This is a genomic window from Bradyrhizobium sp. LeoB3, assembly GCF_055456055.1.
Genome location: NZ_JBVBEF010000062.1, coordinates 1 through 17,628, shown reverse-complemented (window position 1 = coordinate 17,628; position 17,628 = coordinate 1). Strand labels below are relative to the sequence as shown.

15 protein-coding genes are annotated in these 17,628 nt (G+C 65.4%); 7 read left to right on the top strand and 8 right to left on the bottom strand.

Features of this window, described 5'->3' with window-relative positions:
* Nucleotides 1-55: 55 nt before the first annotated feature.
* Nucleotides 56-988 (bottom strand): 2-dehydropantoate 2-reductase, encoded by a 933-nt coding sequence (locus tag ACZXDY_RS30570; RefSeq protein ID WP_464348070.1) that lies wholly within the window; start codon nucleotides 986-988, stop codon nucleotides 56-58.
* A gap of 238 nt (nucleotides 989-1,226) precedes the next feature.
* On the opposite strand from ACZXDY_RS30570, the gene ACZXDY_RS30565 reads away from it, so the two are divergent.
* Nucleotides 1,227-2,009, top strand: a complete 783-nt coding sequence (locus ACZXDY_RS30565; protein ID WP_464348069.1) for a class II aldolase/adducin family protein — start codon at nucleotides 1,227-1,229, stop codon at nucleotides 2,007-2,009.
* A gap of 195 nt (nucleotides 2,010-2,204) precedes the next feature.
* Here ACZXDY_RS30565 and ACZXDY_RS30560 read toward each other — a convergent pair whose 3' ends face one another.
* Both ACZXDY_RS30560 and ACZXDY_RS30555 read right to left on the bottom strand, forming a co-directional pair.
* Entirely contained in the window at nucleotides 2,205-3,416 is a 1,212-nt protein-coding gene (locus tag ACZXDY_RS30560; protein ID WP_464348068.1) for an NAD(P)/FAD-dependent oxidoreductase, read from the bottom strand.
* Nucleotides 3,417-3,469: 53 nt separating this feature from the next.
* Entirely contained in the window at nucleotides 3,470-4,126 is a 657-nt protein-coding gene (locus ACZXDY_RS30555; RefSeq protein ID WP_196237382.1) for a S24 family peptidase, read from the bottom strand.
* A 184-nt stretch (nucleotides 4,127-4,310) separates the two neighbouring features.
* Here ACZXDY_RS30555 and ACZXDY_RS30550 point away from each other — a divergent pair, with 184 nt between their 5' ends.
* Together ACZXDY_RS30550 and ACZXDY_RS30545 are read left to right on the top strand one after the other, a co-directional pair.
* A complete protein-coding gene (locus tag ACZXDY_RS30550; protein ID WP_464348067.1) occupies nucleotides 4,311-4,655 on the top strand; it encodes a DUF952 domain-containing protein in 345 nt (114 codons plus the stop codon).
* Nucleotides 4,652-5,749 (top strand): quinone-dependent dihydroorotate dehydrogenase, encoded by a 1,098-nt coding sequence (locus ACZXDY_RS30545; protein WP_464348066.1) that lies wholly within the window; start codon nucleotides 4,652-4,654, stop codon nucleotides 5,747-5,749. Before ACZXDY_RS30550 ends, ACZXDY_RS30545 begins: the two co-directional genes overlap by 4 nt.
* Here ACZXDY_RS30545 and ACZXDY_RS30540 read toward each other — a convergent pair.
* The 5 genes from ACZXDY_RS30540 to ACZXDY_RS30520 form a co-directional block, all read right to left on the bottom strand.
* Nucleotides 5,721-7,067 carry an MATE family efflux transporter gene (locus ACZXDY_RS30540; RefSeq protein ID WP_464348065.1) on the bottom strand — a complete coding sequence of 449 codons (1,347 nt, stop codon included), beginning with the start codon at nucleotides 7,065-7,067 and terminating at the stop codon, nucleotides 5,721-5,723. The two genes, ACZXDY_RS30545 and ACZXDY_RS30540, sit on opposite strands and share 29 nt — an antisense overlap.
* 3 nt (nucleotides 7,068-7,070) lie before the next feature.
* Complete coding sequence (locus ACZXDY_RS30535; RefSeq protein ID WP_464348064.1) at nucleotides 7,071-7,805, bottom strand: MBL fold metallo-hydrolase; 735 nt, start codon at nucleotides 7,803-7,805, stop codon at nucleotides 7,071-7,073.
* An 18-nt stretch (nucleotides 7,806-7,823) separates the two neighbouring features.
* The gene (locus tag ACZXDY_RS30530; protein WP_028167653.1) at nucleotides 7,824-8,129 is read right to left on the bottom strand and encodes a DUF6460 domain-containing protein; all 306 of its coding nucleotides are present in this window, start codon (nucleotides 8,127-8,129) and stop codon (nucleotides 7,824-7,826) included.
* Nucleotides 8,130-8,228: 99 nt separating this feature from the next.
* A complete protein-coding gene (locus tag ACZXDY_RS30525) occupies nucleotides 8,229-9,881 on the bottom strand; it encodes an ATP-dependent DNA ligase (protein WP_464348063.1) in 1,653 nt (550 codons plus the stop codon).
* On the bottom strand, nucleotides 9,878-10,918 hold the full coding sequence (locus ACZXDY_RS30520) for a ligase-associated DNA damage response exonuclease (protein WP_464348062.1): 1,041 nt from the start codon (nucleotides 10,916-10,918) through the stop codon (nucleotides 9,878-9,880). Before ACZXDY_RS30520 ends, ACZXDY_RS30525 begins: the two co-directional genes overlap by 4 nt.
* Nucleotides 10,919-11,062: 144 nt before the next feature.
* On the opposite strand from ACZXDY_RS30520, the gene ACZXDY_RS30515 reads away from it, so the two are divergent.
* The 4 genes from ACZXDY_RS30515 to pdeM all read left to right on the top strand — a co-directional run bounded on the left by ACZXDY_RS30515 (nucleotide 11,063) and on the right by pdeM (nucleotide 17,273).
* Nucleotides 11,063-11,989 carry a class I SAM-dependent DNA methyltransferase gene (locus ACZXDY_RS30515; protein WP_464348090.1) on the top strand — a complete coding sequence of 309 codons (927 nt, stop codon included), beginning with the start codon at nucleotides 11,063-11,065 and terminating at the stop codon, nucleotides 11,987-11,989.
* A gap of 282 nt (nucleotides 11,990-12,271) precedes the next feature.
* On the top strand, nucleotides 12,272-13,498 hold the full coding sequence (locus tag ACZXDY_RS30510; RefSeq protein ID WP_464348061.1) for an ABC transporter substrate-binding protein: 1,227 nt from the start codon (nucleotides 12,272-12,274) through the stop codon (nucleotides 13,496-13,498).
* Between the two features lie 212 nt (nucleotides 13,499-13,710).
* The gene (locus ACZXDY_RS30505) at nucleotides 13,711-16,446 is read left to right on the top strand and encodes a ligase-associated DNA damage response DEXH box helicase (protein ID WP_464348060.1); all 2,736 of its coding nucleotides are present in this window, start codon (nucleotides 13,711-13,713) and stop codon (nucleotides 16,444-16,446) included.
* Nucleotides 16,447-16,574: 128 nt separating this feature from the next.
* Nucleotides 16,575-17,273, top strand: coding sequence for a ligase-associated DNA damage response endonuclease PdeM (pdeM, locus tag ACZXDY_RS30500; RefSeq protein WP_464348059.1), 699 nt, complete (start codon nucleotides 16,575-16,577; stop codon nucleotides 17,271-17,273).
* Nucleotides 17,274-17,628: the final 355 nt, after the last annotated feature.

Below are 17,628 nucleotides of genomic sequence, written 5' to 3'. Positions count from 1 at the left end.
ATTGTTCGTGGCTCACCATCTATCTCGACCGCAATCGCGTTGCCCACGCTACGACCTACAGCTTACCGTCGCGCAATCCATCGCTGGTCGCGCGCAACAGCGTCAGCAGGAGGCCGTTGAGCGGCGTCGCCACGCCATGTCGTTCGCCGGCCGCGACGATCGCGCCGGTGAGCGCGTCGGCTTCGAACGGTCGGCCGGCGAGGCGATCGAAATACATCGAGGTGCCGGCGTCGGGCGGATAGGTGAGCAGCGTCGCCAGCATTCGCTGGGCCTCATCTGCCTCGAGGCGAGCGCCATCGGCGCGCCCGACGGCAACAGCCTCTTCGAGGATGGCAAGACACAGCGCCTTGACGTCCTCGCGCCGGAACACCGCCTGCCGCAGCAGGGTCAGCGCGGTGATCGGATTGGCGACCGCGTTGATCAGGAGCTTTCGCCAGGCGAGCGTGGCGAAGTCGTCACTGCGCAGCACCCGCATGCCGGTTTCTTCGAGCAGGGCTTCGAACGCCCGTCCATCGGCATCGTCAGCGACCGTGAACTCATAGTCGCCGGCACGTCGGAAGCGAACGCGGTCCGGCGCCAATCGCTCGCCATTGTAATAGACGAGCGTGGGAATAATGGTTGCGTGTCCGGCCAATGGTGCCAGCCGCTCCTTGTGCCCGATGCCGTTCTGCAGGACCGCGATCCGGGTGTCGGCGCCGCAGAGTCTTGCAAGCCACGGCGCGCTTGACGGCGTGTCCTGCGCCTTGGTGCAGAACAGCACCCAGTCCACCTGCGTCGCCTGCTCCGGATCGGTCAGTGCGCGAAGCGGAACATCGATTGCGCCTTCCGCACGCTCGACCACGAGACGATCGAGCGGCCGCCTGACACAGGCGACCACATCGTGCCGGTCCGCCGCGCGCAACAGGCCGGCGATGATACCGCCGATGCTTCCGAGGCCGACGACGGCAATGGTCTTGCGATCTGGGTTTCCTTCAGTGCCAGCAGTCATCCGAAACAGGTCTCCTCATCCTTAACTGTAGGGCGAACATTGCCGGCTTTGCCAACGCAAACTGTGTCTTGCCGCGTTGTTCTATCGAAAACATGCTGCCAGCTGCCGCCAATGCGCCGCGCCCGCCTCGCGAAATTGGGATAGTTGGTGCACGGTAATTGCAATCGGGGCGGCGGCGATTTGAGCTAGACTGCCCCAATAACAAGCCGCCAGTACAGGCGCGCAAGGGAGGATCAACATGCAGTTCAGGGTTTCGCCGGACACGCTTACCGATCAAGGCGCCGCGGAGTGGCAGGCGCGCGTCGATCTCGCCGCCGCGCACCGGCTCGCCTTCATCCAGGGTTTCAGCGAGGGCATCTTCAACCATCTGACCTTCGTGGTGCCCGGCCGCAGCGACCGCTACTATCAGATTCCGTTCGGCATGCATTGGTCGGAGGTGACCGCTTCCTCTTTCATGGAAGTCGGCATCGACGATGCCGAGGTCAAGCGCGGCGAGGGCGAGGTCGAGCGCTCCTGCTATTGCATCCACGCCCCGATCCACAAGGCGCTGCCGCAGGCCAAAGCGGTGTTTCACACCCACATGCCGTTTGCCAGCGCGCTGACCCGGCTCGAGGATCCCCGCATCAAAGAGATCGGACAGACCGAAGTCGGCATGGCCGGAGAGATCGCCTATGACGATGAGTATACCGGCCCGGCGCTCGATCCGGCCGAAGGCGCACGGCTCGCCAGGGTGATCGGCGACAAGACCATTCTATTCATGGCCAACCACGGCATCTCGACCGTCGGCGAGACCGTCGCGGCGGCCTATGACCGGCTCTACTACATCGAGCGCGCCGCGCAGGTGCAGATCTATGCGATGTGGACCGGACAGCCGCTGAAGAAGCTGCCTGCTCCCGTGGTCGAAAAGACCATGCGCGATATCGGCGGCACCAGCCTCTACAAGGGCCCAAGCCCGGCGCAGCGGCACTTCGATGCGCTCAAGCGCATGCTGGACCGCAAGGAGCCTGATTACGCGACGTAAGCCGGCGAGGCTCGCGCACAACTACATCCCCTTGTCGTCCCGGCGCAGGCCGGGACCCATCCCCGCAGGCAGATGTGATGCGCTGAGGTGCAACCGCTTGTTCGCGCCACAACAGCTCCCTGTGGTTATGGGTCCCCGCCTTCGCGAGGACGACGAGAATGCTGAGTCTACGCGCGATGCTTCTGCAGCCGACGTTTACGATCGCACGGCCGGCGGCGCCTGCAGCGTCGGCGCCGCAGCCGCGAGAATCTCCGCACGATCACCGGTCCGCGGCGGATAGATCCGCACGTGATTGATGGTCTGCTTGGTCAATTTCGCGGCAGCCCCGCTGGTGCGCACCTGGCGATCCCACCCTTCCGTGTACAAAGCTCCCCACGCGCCGAGATCGAGCACGGTGACATACCAATCAATATGAAGCGGTAGCATCGGCTGCCCGAACAGGTCGGCCACGACGTTATGGCCTGCGAAGCGGCCCATCGGCCGGGCGAACTGGCAGGACATCACGGAGGCGTGGACACCGTCCACGAAACTGCAGGCCACATCGCCGGCGGCAAAGACATTTGTTGCACCGGTCACGCGCATGAATTGATCGACGATGACGCGACCATACCGGTCGCGTTCAACATCCAGCGCCTCAGCCAGCGCACTTGCGCGCATGCCCGCGCACCACACGACTGTCCGTGTGGGAATGATCTCCCCCGAACTGAGCGCGATCGCGTTCGGCTCGATCGCGGTAACCCTCACGCCCAGTCGCGTTTCGACGCCGAGCGCCAAGAGCGCCTCATTGATGACAGGGCGGGCATTATCCCCGATTGTGATGCCAACCGCGGGATTGGGGTCTATGAGAACGATGCGTTGCCCGTCGGTGATGCCGGCTCGATCGAGCTTGCCCGGCATCTCGGTTGCGACCTCAATTCCGGTGAAACCGGCGCCGACCACGACCACCGTGGAGCGCGCTTCCGATGGCGCCTCGGCGCCGAGCGCTGCGAGATGTGCGTCGAGCCGGACGGCAGCCGCATAGGTGTCCACGTCGAAGCCGTTGGCCGCGAGGCCGGCAATCGCCGGGCGCGCCAGTTCGCTGCCAAGCGCCAGCACCAGCCGATCGTAAGTCAAAACCTCCGGGCCGTCGCTCGCTGCGACGGTCACCTGCTGTTTGACCGCATCGATCGCTTGCACCTCGGCAAGTCTGTGAGCGACGCCGATGGGGTCCAGCACCTCGCCAAGCGGGATCGCCGCCTCGCTCAGGTCGACTTCGTAATTGCGGACTCGAATGTTGTGATAGGGATTGCGGTCGATGACGAGAATCTCGACCTCGGCCGCCCGGCCGATCTCATCGCGCATGCGCGCAGCCCCGATGGCAGCCCAGAGGCCGGCGAATCCCGCACCAAGGACAATAATGCGCGCCACAACAACCTCCTGTGGTTAGGGGTCCCTGCGTTCGCAGGGACGACACCAGAGAGTTACTGCCTCACCCACACGATCCGCGCGATCCAGGCGACGTCCTCGGCCGCGAGCGTGCGATCTGCTTCCGCCGGATTGAGCGACTGCAATTCGAGCGTCTTCGCCGTGCGGCGTTTGCACTCCTTCACCAGTATCTCGCCGTCCTTGGTCCGCACCACCACGCGGTCGCCGCGGCGGATCGGAGTTGAGGGCGACACCAGGATGATATCGCCCTCGCGGAAAACCGGCCGCAGCGTGTCGCCGAAGATTTCGAGCGCGAAGGCGTGCTCGTCGGGGACGGTCGGCAGCGCCACTTCGTCCCAGCCTTTGCCGGTCGGAAAGCCGCTGTCGTCGAAAGCATCGCTTGCCGACGCTTCGGCAAGGCCGATCAGCGGCACTGATGGGCCGCCGCGGCCGCCGCCGTCGCCAATCAACTGCACGAAGGTGTCGATGGACACGTTGGTCGCGGCGAGCGCCTTCGCGACCGATTCGGTCGAGGGCCAACGCTCGCGGCCGTCGGCGGTGATGCGTTTGGACTTGTTGAAGGTGGTCGGGTCCAGCCCGGCGCGCCGGGCAAGCCCGGACGGTGACAATCCGGCGCGCTCCGCCAACCGGTCCAGTGCGGCCCAGACCTGGCCGTGGGTCAGCAGGCGCGATTGCTTGGGCGGTCTGACCATCGGAATTCCGCCGTTCTGATTTAGGAATTATTGCCGGAACCTGCGGCTTTCCGCAAATGTCCCCAATCGGCCCTGCTGTGGCGCTTGAGTTGCGCCACGGGCGTCGATACGGTCCATCGCTGGCCCGGCCAGCTTCGGGAAAAACCCCAACAGACTCAAGCGTGAAGCATGGGACACCGGATAGGTGCGCACGATCTATAAAATCAGCCCTGCCTCAGCTTGGCGCGAGGCCGAGCGGGCCGGAGTGTATCGGGGTAGTGCCGACGATCTGCGCGACGGTTTCATCCACTTCTCCACCGCATCCCAGGTCGCCGGGACCGCGCGGAAGCATTTTTCCGGCCAAACCGGCCTGTTTCTAATCGCGGTCGACGCCGACGCGCTGGGTGACGCCTTGCGCTGGGAGCCTTCCCGTCACGATGAATTGTTTCCGCATCTCTACGGCGAGCTCGATCTCGGCGCGGTCACCGCGGTCTACGACCTGCCGGCGCGCGCCGACGGCACGCATGTGATTCCGGAGAGGTTGCCGTGATCCGCGCCTTCGATGCCGTCTCGCTGCCGCTGCTGCGCTGGCTCGATCCGGAGGACGCCCACCGGCTGGCGATCCAGGGGTTGCGCTTCCTGCCGCCGATCCGCCAGCGGCCGGATGATCCGAAGCTCGCGGTGCGCGCGTTCGGACTGAATTTTCCCAATCCGGTCGGCATGGCCGCGGGCTTCGACAAGAACGCGGAGGCGCCCGACGCGCTGCTCAAGCTCGGCTTCGGCTTTGTCGAGATCGGCTCGGTGACGCCGCTGCCGCAGGCCGGCAATGCCAGGCCGAGGCTGTTTCGGCTTGAGCGGGATGAAGCCGTCATCAACCGCATGGGCTTCAACAACGACGGCGCGGCGGCGGTGCTGCGGCGGCTCGCCGGCCGCGCCCATCTTTCCGGCATCGTCGGCGTCAATGTCGGCGCCAACAAGGATTCGCCGGATCGTACCGCCGACTATGTGAAGCTGATCGAGACATTTGCGCCGGTCGCGAGCTACTTCACCATCAACGTGTCCTCGCCGAACACGCCGGGCCTGCGCAATCTGCAGCAATCGGCCGCGCTCGATGATCTCCTGGCACGGGTCATCGAGACCCGGGAGCGGGTGCGGAAGAATGCCGGCGATTCGCCGGTGCTTTTGAAGATCGCGCCGGACTTAAGCCTCGCCGAGCTCGACGACGTCGTCCACATCGCGCGCTCGCGCCGCGTCGACGGCATGATCGTCGCCAACACGACGCTGGCGCGGCCCTCTACCTTGCGCGAGCAGGCCCGTGCCAAAGAGCAGGGCGGTCTCTCGGGCCGGCCGCTGTTCCGCCTGTCGACGCGGATGGTGGCGGAGACTTACGTGCGCGTGGAGGGCGCGTTTCCGTTGATCGGCGTCGGCGGCATCGATTCCGGCGGCGCCGCGCTGACCAAGATCCGCGCCGGCGCCAGCCTGATCCAGCTCTATTCCGCGCTCGTCTATAAGGGCCTCGGCCTCGTCGATGATATCAAGCGCGATCTCTCCTCGACGCTCCTGCGCACCGGCCGCGACTCGCTGTCCGAAATCGTCGGCGCCGATGCCGCCACCATCACGGCCGAGGACTGGCCGGTCCGGTAGCGAACGACGCCTTGAACAGCGCCGGATAGCGCAGCGCTTCCAATCCGCCGCGCGCGGCGTAGTGCACCAGCAGCGCGGTCCACAGCCCGGCATTACCGAAGGGACGCAGCAGGAACCAGGCGGTGAGGAAGATCACGAGCGACAGCACCATCAGATTGCGCATGTCGCGCGCCCAGGTCGCGCCGATATAGACGCCGTCATAGGCGAAGGCGAACACCGCCAGCAGTGGCGACAGGATCACGAACAGCAGGAACGCGCGCGCGGCCTGCCGCACCTCCGTGTTCGCGGTCATGATATCGATCAGAACAGGCCCGAACAGCGCGAACGCCGCCATCACTGCGAGCGCAAACGCAAAGCCCCAGACGATGACCAGCCGCACTGCGCCGGCAAACGCATAGCGGTCGCGCGCGCCATAGGCGCGGCCGCAGAGCTGCTCGGCGGCATTGGCGAGGCCGTCGAGGAAGAAGGCGCTGACCAAAAGGAAATTGTTCAGCACCGCATTCGCCGCCAGCGTGACGTCGCCGGCGCGGGCGCCTTGCGCGGTGAAAAACAGGAACGCGGTGATCAGTGCCGCGGTGCGGATCATGATGTCGCGGTTGACGGCGAGCATCCGCATCAGTTTTTCGCGCGCAAACAGCGTGCCCGGCAGGAGGTCGAGCTTTCCTCCCGTCAGATGCCGCGCAATGAGGATGCCGAGCAACAGCCCGGCCGTTTCCGCGATCACAGCGGCGATCGCCGCGCCGGCGATGCCGAGATTGAACACCAGCACCAGCAGTATGGTCGCCGCCATGTTGACGACGTTGATCGCGATCTGCGTCGACAGCGCCAATGTCGCCCGCGCCTGGCCGATCAGCCAGCCGAGCACGACGTAATTGGCGAGCGCGAGCGGCGCCGACCAGATGCGGATCAGGAAATAGGTCTTCGCCGCCGCCGTCACGCCCTCGCTGCCGCCCATCGCGGCGAGCAGGATCGCGGCCAGCGGCCCCTGCAGCACGATCAGCGCGGCGCCGATCACCGCCGCGACGATGAAGCCGCGCACCAGGATCGCACGCAATTCCTGCGTCTCGCCGGCGCCGAGCGACTGCGCGGTGAAGGCAACCGTGCTCATGCGCAGGAACGCGAACAGCCAGAACATGCAGTCGAACAGCACGGAGGCCATCGCGACGCCGCCGAGCAGCGCCGCATCGTCCAGCCGTCCGATCGCCGTGGTGGAGACGATCCCGATCAGCGGCGTCGTCAGGTTCGCGATCATCGCCGGACCGGCGATGGCGAACACCTGCCGGCTCGTGACCGCAGCGGATGGGTTTGGTGCGTGCATCTTCTAGAACACCACCACCATGCCGTCGCTGGCGGCGGTGTAGGGCAGCTCGTCCACGCGGCCGAGCATGTCGTCGCTCATGTGGGTCAGCACCAGCCGCTTGGCGCCGATCTCGGGCAGATGCGCTTCCAGCGTCGTCAGGCTGAGATGGTTCTTGACGATCTTGTCGTAGGTATAGGCTTCCGCGATGAACAGGTCGGCGTTGCGCGCCGCCGGGATCAGCGTCTCCGTCCATTCGGTGTCGGCGCTGTAGGCGATGACGCGGCCCTCGGTCTCGATCCGGTAGGCCAGGAACGGTCCGCCGGATTCGCCATGCACCACCGGATAGGGCGTCACCGTCACCGCGCCGAAGCTGCGGCTTTGCTCGGGCACCAGCCGCACGACGGAGAGCTCGAAACGCTGTTTCGTCTTCGACGAATGTTCGAACAGCGCCTCCATCACCTGTGGCAGCCGCGTCTCGATGCCCTCAGGCCCCGCGATCACCAGCGGCCGGCTGCGCCGCGAGAACTGTGCATCGAGCAGGAAGAACGGCAGGCCGGCGAAATGGTCGCCGTGGAAATGCGTGATCAGGATCAGATCGATCTCATCGCGCACGATGTCGAGCCGCTTCATGGCCGGTAGCGAGGATGCGCCGCAATCGATCAGGAAATTGGCGCTGTCGCCGGTGACGTGGAAGCAGGTGTTGTACCTGCCGCCGGAGCCGAAGGCGTCGCCGCAGCCGATAAATCGCAGTTGCATCGCCCCGGCCCGCGCCAGCTAGCGGCCGCGCGGCGTGCCGAACAGCCGCGACAACAGCCAGACCGGGATCACGATCACAGCGCCGAGCAGGAAGTAGCGCCACAGCCAGTTGATGGTGTCGAAGCCGAGGTCCCACAGCCGCTGGAACAGCAGTTGGATGCTGTGGATGATATTCCAGGGATCGAATCCGACCGCGGCGAGCACGACGCCGACCAGGATCGACAAGAGGATCAGCCGGAAGGCGACCGACAGCGGCGAGCCGCCGAGAAAGCGGTACAAACCGTCATTCTGGCTGGCCGGCAAGTCACGGACGTCGTCAGGCATTGCTGTCTCCTCGCGGGTGTGCATCCGCATTATAGGCAAGGCGATGCACATGGGGAACCCGCGCCGCGCCGTCAATGCTTATCATCCACGGGCGGAACCTTAATTTGCCGTCACACTCTTCAGCATCCGCTCCAGCGTCTCCAGCCGGTCGGCCTCGCGTGGCGGCTTGTCCCAGCGCAATCGGTTGATGCGCGGAAACCGCATCGCAACGCCCGATTTGTGCCGCGGCGAGCGCTGCAGACCCTCAAAGGCCACTTCGAGCACCAGGCCCTGGTCCGGCTCGTGCACGACATGGCGGACCGGGCCGAATTTCTCGGTGGTGTTGCGACGAACGAAGCGGTCGATCTGCAAGAGTTCCTCATCGGTGAAGCCGAAATAGGCCTTGCCGACCGGCACCAATTCGTCGCCCGCACCGCCATTGGTCCAGACACCGAACGTATAGTCGGAATAATAGGACGAGCGCTTGCCGTGGCCGCGCTGCGCATACATCAAGACAGCGTCGATGATGTGCGGATCGCGCTTCCACTTCCACCATTGGCCCTTCGGCCGGCCCGGCAGATAGGGCGCATCGCGCCGCTTCAGCATCACGCCCTCGACCGCTTCCGCATCCAGTCCCGCGCCCGCGCCGGCCGGATCGGCACGCGCCGCGGTCAGCGCGGGCCAATCGGCGAAGGGGACGGTCGGCGACAGGTCGATGCGCGGATCGGCGAGCTTCCTGATGAAGGCTTCCAGATGCGCGCGGCGCTCCTCGAACGACAGTTCGCGCAGATCGTTCTCGTCGTCGCCGAGCAGGTCATAGGCACGCAGATGGATCGGATAATCCTTCATCAGTTTCGGCGAGACGACCTTTCGGTTCAGCCGCTGCTGCAGCACGTTGAAGGTCTGCACCCGCCCGTCGCGCAGCACCAATAGCTCGCCGTCGATCGCGCCGGGCAGATGCAGCGACGGCAGCAAATCCGGAAAGCTCTTGGTGATGTCCTCGCCGCTGCGCGAATAGAGCCGAACCTGCAAATGCCCGCGCTCGTCGCGGCCTGAGACGGCCTGCACGCGGATGCCGTCCCACTTCCATTCGGCGATGAAATCCGCCGGATCGAGACTGGCGAAATCCGCATCCTCGATCGCATGCGCCAGCATCACCGGGCGGAATGGCGCCGGGTCGCGGTTGACAGGCTTTTCGGCCCGGCCCTCCAGCCAGGCGAACAGATCGAGATAGGGCGGCGCCAGCCCCGGCCACATCAATTCGATCTCATGCGGATCTTTCTCGCCGAGCGCCGCGGCCGCGGTTTTCGCGAGCCGCGCCGAAATCCCGATCCGCATCGCGCCGGTGACGAGCTTTAGCAGCGCCCAGCGCCCGGTCTCGTCGAGCTCGTCGAGCCAGCGCGCGAGCTGCGCCGGCAACTCGGTCTTGCCAAGCGTGCGCAGCCGCGTGACGACCTCCGTCAGCGTCGGCGGCGGCGGATTGTTGTGGCCGACGAGCGCCAGCTTCGGCCACATCAGCGCCACGGTTTCGGAGAGATCGCCGACATAATCATACGAATATCCGAACAGCACGGGATCGGTGCGCTCCATGATCAGGTCACGGATCAGGCCCGGCTTGGCGTGCTTGAACGACAGCGCGCCGGTGAGCGCCGCCAGCGCGTAGCCGCGATCGGGGTCCTCGGTGTCGCGCAAATAAGCCGTCAGCAGTTTCAGCTTGTTGTTGCGGCCGGGCTCATAGGCGAGGCGGTCCAATAGTTCGGCGAAACGGTTCATGCCCCGCCTTCCTCGCCGTCGAGCACGACTTCGGTCTCCTCCTCGTCGCCATAACCGACGAGATCGAGCGGCCGCGCGGCAAGTCCGCGCGACTTGCACCAATGCACCAGCGCGTCTTCCTGACCGTGCGTCACCCACACCTCGCCGGCGCCGGTAGCGCCGATCGTCGCGGTCAGCCCGTCCCAATCGGCATGGTCAGAGATCACCAATGGCAGCTCGACGCCGCGCTGCCGCGCGCGGGCGCGCACCCGCATCCAGCCCGAGGCAAACGCGGTGACCGGGTCGGGAAAGCGCCGTGTCCAGATGTCGGAGGTCGCCGTCGGCGGCGCCAGCGTGATGGTGCCGGCCAGCTCGGCCTTCTTCATGCCGCGCACCGGGCGCAGCTCGCCGAGCGCAATCCCGCGGCTCTCGTAGTAGCGCGTGATCTTCTCCATCGCGCCATGCAAATAGATCGGTGCGTCATAGCCGGCCTCGCGCAATAGCGCGATCACGCGCTGCGCCTTGCCGAGCGAATAGGCGCCGACCAGATGCGCCCGCTCCGGAAACAGCGCCACCGATGCCAAGAGCTTCTTCACCTCATCGGCCGCATCGCCATGCCGGAACACCGGCAGGCCGAAGGTCGCCTCCGTGATGAAGACGTCGCAGGGCACGAGCTCGAACGGCGTGCAGGTCGGGTCCCGCGCATCCTTGTAGTCGCCGGACGCGACGATGCAGAGATCCTTGCAGGAGACCGCGATCTGCGCGGAGCCCAGCACGTGCCCTGCGGGATGGAATTTCACCTTGATGTCGCCGAGCCTGACCTCCTCGCCATAACGAACCGCCTGCGTGGAGCCGGCGAAATTGTCGCCATAGCGCAGCCGCATCATGTCGAGCGTCTCTTGGGTCGCCAGCACCGCGCCATGGCCGGCTCGCGCATGGTCGGAATGGCCATGGGTGATGACCGCGCGCTCCACAGGGCGGACCGGATCGATATGAAAGCCACCCGGTTTGCAGCAGAGACCGGCAGCAACTGGCAGCAGGATGTCTTGCGGACGCATGCCGCAGTATATAAGCCGGCTTAACTCGATTTTTAGGCGTCATGCGCGGGCTTGACCCGCGCATCCATCTCTCTAAAGATTCCATCTTTCTATTGATGGATTGCCGGGTCGAGCCCGGCAATGACGGAACTGGTTCCCCAAGCGATGTCCGGACGTCTCTTCCTGTCCTCCGGCGATCTCGTTGCCGACCGCCGCTATGAATTCGCGCGCGATTTGCAGTTGCGGGGTGATCTCGCCGCCGCCGCCGACCTGCTCGAGCAGGCGATCGAGCTCGCACCGAACTTCGTCTCCGCCTGGTTCGTGCTCGGCGAGATCCGCCAGGAGCTCGGCGAACGCGAGGCGGCGATCACAGCCTTCCGCCGCGCCCGCGACGCCGACCCACAGGATCATCACGGCGCCAGCCTGCATTTGATGCAGCTCGGCGCGGAAGGATTGTCCGACATGCCGAAGGCCTATGTGCAGGCGCTGTTCGATCAATACGCGCCGCGCTTCGACGAGGCTTTGAAGCGCGATCTCGGCTATTGCGGCCCCTCGCTGTTGTTCAAGGCGGTGCTCTCGGCGCGCGCCGCCGCGAAGAAGCCGGCCTTTTTCAAGCGCGGCATCGATCTCGGCTGCGGCACCGGGCTCGGTGCTGCCGCCTTTGCCAAGAACGTCGATCGTTTCATCGGCATCGACCTCTCGCCGGGCATGATCGAGCAGGCGCGCGCCACCGGCCTCTATGCCGAGCTCGAGGTCCAGGACATGCTGAACGGGCTGCGCGCCAGGGATGACGCCAGCGCCGATTTCATCCTCGCGGCCGACGCCATGGTCTATGTCTGCGACCTCGCGCCTGTTCTGGCGGAGGCTGGACGCGTGCTCGCATCCGGTGGCGCCGTCGCCTTCACCGTCGAGACGCATGATGGCGACGGCATCGTGATCGGCGAGGGGCTGCGTTATGCGCACGGCGCGCCCTACATCGGCGCCGTGATCGAGGCCGCAGGCCTGAACTTATCGGCGCTGCAGCCCGCCTCCACGCGCAACGAAGGCAAGGTGCCCGTCCCCGGCCTGGTGGTGGTCGCAACTAAGGTGTGAGCTCTCTTCGCCTCTCCCGCTTGCGGGAGAGGTCGGCGCGTAGCGCCGGGTGAGGGCTCTCTCCCCACGGCAAGTCCCATCGCCGAGACACCCTCACCCCGCCCTCTCCCGCTGCGGGAGAGGGAGTGCAGTCGCCGTCGCGAACAAAACTTGAGTCTAGACGCTACCCTTTCCGTCGCGCGGAACTGTTCGAGCGTCATTGCGTCGCAAAGGCAAAAGTTCGGTATTGCCGAGCCAAGCGGAATGTTGATCATTGTTGTCGTCTAGGGAGAGACAACAACAATGAAGAAGCAAACCAGGCGCGAATTCTGCGCCACCGCCATCAGTGCGTTCGCCGCATCAAGCCTGTCCGCGCCCTATCTCTGGGCCGCCGAGAAGAAATATGATCCGGGCGCCAGCGACACCGAGATCAAGCTCGGCCAGACCGTGCCGCATTCCGGCCCCGGCTCGCTGTACGGCGTGCTCGGTCGCGTCGGCGAGGCCTATTTCCAGATGCTGAACGAGAAGGGCGGCATCAATGGACGCAAGGTCAAGTTCCTCACCATGGACGATGCATACAGCGCGCCGAAATGCGTCGAGGCAACGCGGCGCCTGGTGGAGCAGGAGGAAGTGCTGGCGCTGTACGGCTCGCTCGGTACCGCGCCGCAGACCGCCGTGCACAAATATCTCAATTCCAAAGGCGTGCCGCAGTTGCTGCTCAACACCGGCGCGTCGAAATGGAATGATCCGAAGAATTACAAATGGACCATGGCCGGCCTGCCGCTCTACCCGACCGAGGCCCGCATTCTGGCCAAACACGTCGTCAGCGTGAAGCCGGACGCGAAAGTCGGCATCCTCTACCAGAACGATGATTTCGGCCGCGACTTCTTAGGTCCGTTCAAGAAGGTGCTGGCGGATGCCGGTGGCAAGGCGCAGGTCATCATAGAGCAGACCTACGATCTCACCGATCCGACCGTCGATTCCCAGCTCATCAATCTCTCGAAATCCGGCGCCGATGTCTTCTACAACATCACGACAGGCAAGGCGACGTCGCAGTCGATCCGCAAGGTCGCCGAGCTCGGCTGGAAGCCGCTGCATCTGCTCTCGGCGGGCTCGACTGGCCGCTCGATCCTGAACGCCGCGGGGCTTGAGAACGCAACCGGCATCGTCGCGATCCGCTATGCCAAGGAAGTCGGCGTGCCCCGCTTCGAGAAGGATCCGGACGTGCTCGCCTTCGAGGAGCTGCGGAAGAAATATCTGCCCAATGTCGATCCCGACAACACGATCGCCTTCGCCGGCTACGGCCAGGTCGCGACCATGGCCGAAATCCTGCGCCGCTGCGGCGACGACCTCACCCGCGCCAATGTGCTGAAGCACGCGACCACGCTCGCCGGCTTCCACTCGCCCTATTTCCTCGACGGTATCAACTACAGCTACACGCCCGAAGACTACACGCCGATGAAGACGCTCTACATCTCGATCTTCAACGGCAAGGACTGGGACATCTCCGACAAGCCCGTGACGGAGTAGGCATCCCCACTGTCGTCTCCGCTCCGCTGTCGTCCCCGCGAAGGCGGGGACCCATAACCACAGGGAGGAGTTGTGGCGCGCAAGCGGTTGCAGCGGAGCGCACCAGAGAGGCCTGGTTATGGGTCCCGGCTCAAGGCCGGGACGACGGTGGTGGGACTGGCAGACGACTGGCACCCCTCGACGAAGTGCCCCCGAAGGCATAGCTCTACCCGGTGCCCGTCCTGACCCAGCCCGCGGCCCCGACCGAGGCCGAATCCCTCCTGCCTCTCCGCTTCCAGAAATGGTTCGCGGCCCGCGGCTGGTCGCCGCGCGAGCATCAGCTCGCGCTGTTGGCGAAGGCGCGCGAGAACCGCTCGGCATTGCTGATCGCGCCGACCGGCGCCGGCAAGACACTGGCAGGATTTCTGCCGACACTGGTGGAACTTAGCGCCGGTGTTCACCTCGCCCTGAAAGAGGGAGGTCGACACCCGAAGGGTGGCGGGTGGGGGTCAGCCACAGGCACGGAGCAAGTGGCGGACCCTCACCCCAACCCTCCCCCTTTCAGGGGGAGGGAGAATGGCCAGCTCGCTAGCGGAGAGGGAGCGATCTCGCATGCCGCACGCTCGACCCCCTCGCGCTCCAGCCTCATCTCCACCGGCCGCAGCGTGAAGCGCACCGGCGGCCTTCACACCCTTTACATCTCCCCGCTGAAAGCGCTCGCCGTCGACATCGCGCGCAACCTTGAGGCGCCCGTCGCCGAGATGGGGCTGCCGATCAAGATCGAGACCCGCACCGGCGACACGCCGGTGTCGCGGCGCCAGCGGCAGCGGCGTTATCCGCCGGACATCCTGCTCACCACGCCCGAGCAGCTCGCGCTTTTGCTCTCGTCCGATGACGCGCCGTTCCTCTTCTCCTCGCTGAAGCGCATCGTGCTCGACGAACTGCACGCGCTGGTGACCTCCAAGCGCGGCGACCTGTTGTCGCTTGGTCTCGCGCGGCTGTGGCGGCTCGCGCCCGAGATGCGTGCGATCGGTCTGTCGGCAACGGTCGCCGAGCCGGAACAGCTCGCGCGCTTCCTGGTGCCGCAGCAGCCGGCCGCGCAAATCGCTGCCGATGTCGTCACCGCCGGCGGCGCGGCGCCGCCGATCGTCGAGATGCTGGATACGCGCGAGCGTCTGTCGTGGGCCGGCCACACCGCGCGCCATGCCCTCGGCGAGATCTATGAATTGATCAAGCAGAACAAGACCACGCTGGTGTTCGTCAACACGCGCAGCCAGGCCGAGATGCTGTTCCAGGATCTCTGGCGCATGAACGACGATGGGCTGGCGATCGCGCTGCATCACGGCTCGCTCGACGTCGCGCAGCGCCGCAAGGTCGAGGATGCGATGGCGGCCGGCCGGCTGCGCGGCGTGGTCTGCACCTCCTCGCTCGATCTCGGTGTCGACTGGGGCGATGTCGACCTCGTCATCAATATCGGTGCGCCCAAGGGCTCGTCGCGATTGATGCAGCGTATCGGCCGCGCCAATCACCGTTTCGACGAAGCCTCGCGCGCCGTGCTGGTACCGGCGAATCGCTTCGAGGTGCTGGAATGCCGCGTCGCGATCGACGCGATCGCCGAGAATGCGCAGGACACGCCGCCGCTTCGGTCAGGCGCACTCGACGTGCTGGCGCAGCATGTGCTTGGCTGCGCCTGCGGCGAGCCGTTCTTTTCCGATGAGCTGTATGACGAAGTGCGGACGGCGGCGCCCTATGCCGCACTGGCGCGCGCCGATTTCGACGACATCGTCGATTTCGTCGCCACCGGCGGCTATGCGCTGAAGACCTATGAGCGCTTCGCGCGCATCAAGCAGGACAAGCAGGGCCGCTGGCGCGTCGCCAATCCCCGCGTGCGGCAGAGCTATCGCCTCAATGTCGGCACCATCGTCGAGGAAACCATGCTGAAGGTACGGCTGGTGCGCTCGCGCGCCGGCGGCACCGGCTCGACCGGTGCGCTCGGCCGTGGCGGCCGCGTGCTGGGCGAGATCGAGGAAGTCTTCATCGAAGGCCTGGTGCCCGGCGACACCTTTGTGTTCGGCGGCGAGGTGGTGCGCTACGAGGCACTGGTCGAGGACCAGGTCTATGTCTCCCGCGCCAACGACAAGGATGCAAAAGTGCCGTCCTATATGGGCGGCAAATTCCCGCTCTCCACCTACCTCGCCGAGCGCGTCCGCAAACTGCTCGATGATCGCCGGGCGTGGAATGCGCTGCCGGACCAGGTCCACGAATGGCTATCGCTGCAGAAGGATTTTTCCCGCGTGCCGGCCGTGCGCGAGCTCCTGGTCGAAACCTTTCCGCGCGGCAACAAGCATTATTTGGTCTGCTATCCCTTCGAGGGCCGGCTCGCGCACCAGACGCTCGGCATGCTCCTGACGCGGCGCATGGAGCGCGCCCGCACCCGGCCGCTCGGCTTCATCGCCAATGAATATGCGGTTGCGATCTGGGGGCTCGGCGACCTCTCTTTTATGATCCGGCACGGCCAGCTTGACCTCAACGCGCTGTTCAATCCCGACATGCTCGGCGACGATCTTGAAGCATGGCTCGCCGAATCGGCGTTGATGAAGCGCACCTTCCGCAATTGCGCCATCATCTCAGGGCTAATCGCGCGTCGCCATACCGGAGAGGAGAAATCGCGGCGCCAGGTGCTGTTCTCGACCGACCTTGTCTATGATGTGCTGCGCAAGCATCAGGCCGATCATGTCCTGTTGCGCGCGGCCCGTGCCGATGCCGCAACCGGCCTGCTCGATCTGCGCCGGCTCGGCGATATGCTCGCGCGGATCCAGGGGCGAATCACGCACCGGGAACTGGAGCACGTCTCACCGCTCGCGGTTCCAGTGATGCTGGAAATCGGCCGCGAGTCAGTTTATGGCGAAGCATCCGACGAGCTCTTGGCGGAAGCCGCCGACGAACTCGTGAAAGAGGCGATGTCATGAGACATCGTAGCAAAGTAGATGAATTTTTGGAGCTCAGATCTCTCCACGTCGTCATGCCCGGCCTTGTGCCGGGTATCCACGCACTTCTTGCTGCGGCGAGCACGTGGATGGCCGGGACAAGCCCGGCCATGACGGAGCAAGTTGCCCTAGCTGCGGACCCCCCAAGTAGTTTGGAGGTTGCCGGCGTGTCATTCGCCGCCGATCTCTCCGGCGCTTTGTTCTGGGAAGAGCAGCGCCTGCTCGTCGTCTCCGACCTGCACCTGGAAAAAGGTTCGAGCTTCGCCACGCGCGGCGTGCTGCTGCCGCCTTACGACACCGCGGCGACCCTCGGCCGTTTGGGCGCCGTGATCGCCCGTCATGATCCGCGCATGGTGATCGCGCTCGGCGACAGCTTTCATGATCGGCGTGCGCACGAGCGGATGAGCGCGCAGGATCGCGACGCCATCACTGCGCTGCAGGCACGGCGCGACTGGATCTGGATTTCGGGTAATCACGATCCGGCCCTGCCGTCCGATCTCGGCGGCATGGTTGCCACTGAAGTCGCGATCGGCCGCATCAGATTCCGCCATGAGCCGACCGGCGCCATCGGCGAGATCGCCGGCCATCTGCATCCCAAGGCCCGCGTCTCGACCCGCGGCCGCGCGGTCGAACGCCGCTGCTTCGCCAGCGATGGCGAGCGCGCCGTGATGCCAGCCTTCGGCGCCTACGCCGGCGGCCTCAGCATCCGCGACGCGGCCTTCGCAAAACTCTTCGGCACACCGGCCTTCACCGCCCACCTCCTCGGCGACACCAAGCTGCACACCATCGCCGCCTCCCGCTGTTATTGATTGCACAAGCGCCCCCTCATCCCGAGAAGCCGCGCAAGCGGCGTCTCGATGGATGGGCCGCAGGCTCCTCACTCTCTGTCATTCCGGGGCGCGCGCAGCGCGAACCCGGAATCCATTCGTCCACTTGCGCAGGCGGCGAAATGGATTCTCTGATGTGCAATTGCACATCATAGCTCGATGCTTCGCATCGCCCCGGAATGACGGCGGAGAAAAATTCGCCAGCGATTTCAACCTGATTTGCGCTGTCCAGCCCTCGCACAAAAAACATTCCGCTTCCGCCGTCGGGCAAATCAGCACTATGACTCCGCGCGTCTCACGCGAATGAGGGGCGGGTCGCGATCGTCACGAACGTTGC